The organism is Rhizobacter sp. Root1221, from assembly GCF_001425785.1.
Lineage (GTDB): Bacteria > Pseudomonadota > Gammaproteobacteria > Burkholderiales > Burkholderiaceae_C > Rhizobacter.
In genome coordinates, this window is the sequence record NZ_LMDI01000062.1 from 1 (window position 1) to 4,740 (window position 4,740).

The following is a 4,740-nucleotide window of genomic DNA, read 5'->3' on the forward strand; positions in this document are numbered from 1 at the left end:
TTGCGGGTGCTCGACGGGTCGCTGAACCCGCAGCCGGTGGGGGTGGCCGGCGAGCTGTACGTGGCCGGAGGCGGGTTGGCGCGGGGGTACCTGAACCGGGCAGGGCTGAGCGCGGAGCGCTTCGTGGCGGACCCGTTCGGCACGGGCGGGCGGCTGTACCGCACGGGTGACCTGGTGCGTGCGCGGGCGGACGGTCAGCTGGAGTACCTGGGTCGCATCGACCAGCAGGTGAAGGTGCGGGGGTTCCGCATCGAGCTGGGCGAGATCGAGGCGCAGCTGATGGCGGTGCCCGGGGTGCGGGAAGCGACGGTGGTCGCCGATGGTGCGCGGCTGGTGGGATACGTGTCAGGTGGGGTAGACGTGGCGGCGATCAAGCGCCGGCTGCACGAAGTGCTGCCCGARTACATGGTGCCCGGGGTGATCGTGGTGCTGGCGGGGTTGCCGCTGAACGCGAACGGGAAGGTGGACCGCAAGGCGCTGCCGGCGCCGCAGGCGGGTGCGGGTACGGGCGAGGCCTACGAGGCACCGCAGGGCGAACGCGAGTGTGCGGTGGCGGCGGTGTGGGCGCAGGTGCTGCGGGTAGAGCGGGTGGGCCGGCAGGACCACTTCTTCGAACTCGGCGGGCACTCGCTGCTGGCCATCGAGCTGCTGGAGCGGCTGCGCCAGCAGGGGTGGGACGTNGGAGCGGGTGGGCCGGCAGGACCACTTCTTCGAACTCGGCGGGCACTCGCTGCTGGCCATCGAGCTGCTGGAGCGGCTGCGCCAGCAGGGGTGGGACGTGGAGGTGCGGGCGCTGTTCCAGCACCCGAGGCTCGCGGCGTTTGTTGCGGCAATGGGGCAGGCGCAGACACACGCRGTGGTGGTGCCGCCCAACGCGATCCCGCCGGGGTGCACGCGGATCGAGCCGGAGATGCTGCCGCTGGTGGCCCTGGAGGCCCAGCGGATCGAGCAGATCGCGCAGCGGGTGCCGGGGGGCGCGGCCAACATCCAGGACATCTACCCGCTGGCGCCGCTGCAGGAGGGGATCCTGTTCCACCACCTGATGCAGCCCGAGGGGGACGTGTACGTGACCTCGCTGATGCTGGGGTTCGACAGCAGGGCGMGGCTGGAGGGGTTCATCGAGAGCCTGAACGAGGTGATCGCGCGGCACGACATCCTGCGCACGGCGGTGTTGTGGGAGGAGGTGCGCGAGCCGGTGCAGGTGGTGTGGCGCGAGGCCAGGCTGCAGCTGCAGTGGCTGGACGGGGAGGGCGATGCGGCACAACGGCTGAACGCCCACGTGGACGCGAGCCACTAYCGGATCGACGTGAGGCAGGCACCGATGCTGCGGGCGATCGCGGCCCACGACGAGGCGGGTGGGCGGTGGCTGCTGCAGCTGCCGAGCCACCACCTGGCGCTGGACCACACGTCGGAGGACTTGCTGGTGCGCGAGATCGCGCTGATCCAGCAGGGGCGGCGAGCGGAACTCAGCGAACCGGTGCCGTTCAGGCGGTACGTGGCGCAGGCGCGGCTCGGGGTGAAGGTGGAGGAGCACGAGGYGTACTTCCGCGGGCTGCTCGGGGACGTGACGGAGCCGACRGTGCCGTTCGGGCTGGGCAACGTGCAGGCCGACGGGACGCGGCTGGAGGAGGCGCGGGTGTGGCTGGACGAGGGCGTGTCCAGGCGGCTGCGGGCGCAGGCGCAGCGGCACGGGGTGAGCGCGGCGACGGTGTTCCACCTGGCGTGGGGGCTGGTGCTGGGCCGTGCGGCGGGGCGCGACGACGTGGTGTTCGGCACGGTGCTGTTCGGGCGGATGCAGGGGGGCGAGGGGGCGGACCGGGCGCTSGGSATGTTCATCAACACGCTGCCGGTGCGCATCGGGCTCGGGGCRCGCCCGRTYGGCGAGTGCCTGGCGCAGACSCACGCGGCATTGACGTCGCTGCTGCACCACGAGCACGCACCGCTGTCGTTGGCGCAGCGCTGCAGCGGGTTGCCCGCGGGGGCACCGCTCTTCTCGGCCATCCTCAACTACCGGCATGCCGCGCCNCACGAGCACGCACCGCTGTCGTTGGCGCAGCGCTGCAGCGGGTTGCCCGCGGGGGCACCGCTCTTCTCGGCCATCCTCAACTACCGGCATGCCGCGCCYTCGGACGGGCATGTGTGGGAAGGCATCGAAAGCCTGCGTTTCCAGGAGCGCTCGAACTTCCCCGTCGGGTTGTCGGTGAACGATCCCGGGACCGGGTTCGAACTCGTCGCGCAGGTGGACCGCACCGTCGGCCCCGCGGGCGTGTGCGAGGCCGTGCAGGTGGCGTTGGCGGCGCTGGTCGACGCGCTGGATGATGGTGGCACCCGCGCCGCCCGCACGCTCGACGTGCTGGCCGACCGCGAGCGCGCGCAACTGCACGCCTGGGGCACCACGGACATTCGCTGCCCGGTGTTCGAGCCGGTGCACGAGCAGGTGGCGCGCCAGGCGCGCACACGGCCCGATGCCACCGCGGTGATCTTCGGAAACCTGTCGCTCACCTACGCCGAACTCGATCGCCGTGCCAACCGGCTGGCCAACCGGCTCGTGGCCCGCGGTGTCGGGCCCGAGGTGCGGGTGGGCCTGTCGGTGCCACGCTCGGCCGAGATGGTGGTGGGGTTGCTGGGCATCCTGAAGGCCGGTGGCGCGTACGTGCCGCTGGACCCGGCGTACCCCGCCGAGCGGCTGGCGTACATGGCCCAGGACAGCGGCGTGACCTTCACGGTAGGCCTCGACGACGTGCGCGGTGAAGACGGTTCCGACCAGGCACCGTGCGTGCCGGTGCATCCGGAGAACCTGGCCTACGTGATCTACACGTCGGGCTCGACGGGGCGGCCCAAGGGCGTGGGCGTGGCCCACGGCCCCCTCGCGATGCACGTGCGCACGATTGGCGACGCGTATGGCATGACCCCGGCGGACCGCGAATTGCAGTTCGCATCCATCGCGTTCGACGGCGCACACGAGCGCACGTGGGTGCCCCTCGCGTTCGGCGCGGCGCTGATGCCGCGCGACGACACGCTGTGGTCCGTCGAACGCACGGCCGGGGAGATCACGCGGCACGGCATCACGATCGCGTGTTTCACACCCACCTACCTGCGGCAGATGGCCGAGACGCTGGGCGAGGCGGCGCGCGGCCTGCCCATCCGGTCGTACACCGTGGGTGGCGAGGCGATGCCCCGTGCGAGCTTCGACCTCGTGCAGGCCGTGTTGCAGCCGCCCCGCCTCATCAACGGCTACGGCCCCACCGAAACGGTGATCACGCCGATGATCGCGGTGGCCGGCCCGTCCACCCGCTTCGACTCGGCCTCGATGCCGATCGGCCGGCTGGTGGGCGACCGCACTGCCCACGTGCTGGATGCGGACCTGAACCGCGTGCCGCCCGGCGGTGTCGGCGAGCTGTACCTCGGGGGCAGCGGCATCGCGCGTGGTTACCTGGGCCGGCCGGACCTGACCTGCGTCCGTTTCGTGGCCGACCCGTTCGGCGCCGACGGTGCGCGGCTGTACCGCACCGGTGACCGCGTGCGCTGGCGCGCGGACGGTGAACTCGAGTACCTCGGGCGCACGGACCACCAGGTGAAGGTGCGTGGTTTTCGCATCGAGCCGGGTGAGGTCGAGGCCCGGCTGCTGGCGTTGCCGGGGGTGCGCGAAGCGGTGGTGGTGGCGCGCGACGGGGCCTGGCTGGCCGCGTACGTGTCGCCCCGGCCGGGCGCCGTGCTCGATGCGGCCGACCTGAAGGTGGCGTTGCGCGACACCCTGCCCGAGCACATGGTGCCCGGCGCGATCGTGCTGCTCGACCAGCTGCCGCTGAACGCCAACGGCAAGGTGGACCGTGGCGCGCTGCCCGATCCCGGCGAGGTCTCGGGCCGGGTGCACGAACCGCCCGAGGCCGGCACCGAAACCGACCTCGCCGCCATCTGGGCCGCGGTGCTCGGGACGCACCGCATCGGGCGCCAGGACAACTTCTTCGAGCTGGGCGGCCATTCGCTCGCGTTGCTGCAGGTCCAGTCGAAGGTGCAGCAGACGCTGGCGGTGCAACTGCCGCTCGGTGTGTATTTCGAGAACGCCACGCTGGCCGCCCTCGCGGAAGCCGTGCGGGTGGCGCAGTCGGGCAGCGGCGAGGCGGACGACCTCGCCCGCATGACCGAACTGCTGGACTCCCTGGAGAACTGAATGAGCTTGACCAAGCGTGACATCGCCGAACGATTCGCCCGCCTGCCTGCCGAGAAGCAGCAGGGATTCCTGAAAGTCCTGCGCACGCAGGGGATCGATTTCTCGCGCCTGCCGATCGTGCCGGCACCCGCGGCCGAGCGGATGCCCGTGTCCCACGCCCAGGCCCGGCAGTGGTTCCTCTGGCAACTCGACCGCGAGAGTTCGGCGTACCACATCCCCGGTGGCTTGCGCCTGTCGGGGCCGCTGGACCTGGGCGTCCTGCGGTCTAGCCTGGCCGCGCTCGTGTCACGCCACGCCGGGCTGCGCACCGTGTTCACCCGGCGCACCGACGGACAGGCCGAACAGGTGGTGCTGCCCGCGCTCGAACTCGACGTGCCGCTCGTGGACCTGAGTGGCGAGGCCCAGGCCGAGCACCTTGCGCAGGCCCACGCGAAGTCCCTGGTGCAAGCGCCGTTCGACCTGACGGCGGGCCCGCTGCTGCGGGTGAAGGTGATCCGTGTGGGAGAGCGCGAGCACGTGCTGGTGCTGGTGATGCACCACATCGTGTCGGACGGGTGGTCGATGGGGGT

The 4,740-nt window shown here is 71.8% G+C and carries 4 protein-coding genes; all 4 read left to right on the forward strand.

Going from position 1 to position 4,740, the window contains the following annotated elements; translation table 11 throughout:
* Positions 1-680 (forward strand): phosphopantetheine-binding protein (locus ASC87_RS32880; RefSeq protein WP_369820799.1); only part of this gene is annotated, 680 nt, incomplete at both ends.
* A gap of 8 nt (positions 681-688) precedes the next feature.
* On the forward strand, positions 689-2,025 hold a 1,337-nt coding region (locus ASC87_RS33975), incomplete at its 3' end, for a condensation domain-containing protein (protein ID WP_369820800.1).
* Positions 2,026-2,476: 451 nt separating this feature from the next.
* Positions 2,477-4,171, forward strand: coding sequence for an amino acid adenylation domain-containing protein (locus ASC87_RS33980; RefSeq protein ID WP_369820801.1), 1,695 nt, complete (start codon positions 2,477-2,479; stop codon positions 4,169-4,171).
* Positions 4,172-4,740: condensation domain-containing protein (locus tag ASC87_RS27310; RefSeq protein ID WP_157604407.1), on the forward strand; the 569-nt coding region annotated here is incomplete at its 3' end. It lies immediately after the preceding gene.